At 69.9% G+C, this 1,360-nt stretch carries 1 pseudogene; it reads right to left on the bottom strand.

What is annotated here, in order from left to right:
* Positions 1 to 197: 197 nt before the first annotated feature.
* Positions 198 to 1,121, bottom strand: a pseudogene (locus AC2CJA_RS26675) (ISAs1 family transposase); the annotation flags it as partial.
* Between the last annotated feature and the right edge of the window lie 239 nt (positions 1,122 to 1,360).

The raw sequence follows: 1,360 nt of genomic DNA, 5'->3' as shown, positions 1-1,360 counted from the left end.
CAGGGCTTCGGCGTAGTCGAGTGACGTCCGGTTTGTGATCAACCGAGGCCGAGGAGCGCGAGGGGTCGCCGAGGGTCGCGGGCGTTGTGGCGGAGACCGGCGGCGATGTTCTTCGCTCCGGCTGCCCGTAGGGCTCCGACGGCGAGGTTGCGCCAGGTGGCCATGGCGCGGGGCGCGTTGCCGGTGCGCAGCTGGGAGGCGTCCTCGGCGAAGGTGGTGTCGCGGACGTGGTGCAGGGCCTCGATCGTCCAGTGGTCGCGGACGAGTCGGGCGAGCTGTGCCGGAGTGGCCTGCTCGGCGGTCAGGCTGGTGACGGCGTAGACGGTCTTGACGGTGGTCTTGCCGGTCTTGCGGTCGGTGCGGCGGCGCTTGATCTGGACGGCCTGGCGGGCGCCGGGGAAGAAGAGGTTGTTCACGGTGGCGGCCTTGATCCGGCGGATCTCCGAGCGGCCGTGGCCCTCGCCCTTGGTGCGGCCCTGAAGAGGGATGTCCTTCCAGGGAAGGCACCTGATCTGTCGGCGCAGCTTCTTCTGGTTGCCCTTGACGATCACGATGTAGTGGGCGCCGCGGCCCAGCAGGTAGTCGGCGTGCTCGCGCTGGGTGTGCATCGCGTCGCTGGTGACCACGACCCCGGCCAGGTCGGCGACGGTGTCCAGCAGCGGCTTGAAGCAGGTGATCTCGTCGGTCTTCTCGCCGACGTCCAACTGGGCCAGGACCAGGCCGGTGGTGTGCTCCAGCGCGGCGAGCAGGTGAATCTTCCGGCCTTCCGGTTTCGCCGCACCGCGCAGGCTCTTGCCGTCCACCGCAAGGCCGCGCGGTCCGGAAGTCCCCGTTGGCTTCGGACGGCGATCGGCGAGCCAGCGTCCGACCGCCCCGTCGAGCGCGTCGCCGTCTATGCGGGCCAGCAGTCGGCGGACCGTCGTCTCGGCTGGCAGGGTCCGCCTGGGTAGGAGTGGATCGGGACGGGCACCGACCTGCTCCAGCACGGGCGCCGGGGCGTCGGCGATCCACTCGCCGACCGCCAGCAGCGACTTCGCTCCGGCCAGCACGGCACACGCGGTCAGTGCGAGCACGACGGTCAGACGGTGGCGTACTCCGCGCGGATCACGCGGGTCGGGCACCTCGGCCAGCCGCTCCAGCAGCCCCGGGACCTCCTCGGACAGTACCTCGGGCTACTCGCGGAGTTGGTCAAGTGCAGGCGGGATCAGCGATGATACGTCGGCAGGCACGGTCTTCCACTCGGATCACGGGGCGTAGAGAACTCCATGATCTTGGAAACCGTGCCTGCCTCGTTCCGAGGGCACCGCCGATACGACAGATCGTCACGAACCCGGCGTCACGCGACTACGCCGAAGCCCTG

This window comes from Streptomyces sp. ATLC9 (assembly GCF_057196705.1).
This window is presented reverse-complemented; position numbering and strand designations above follow the sequence as displayed.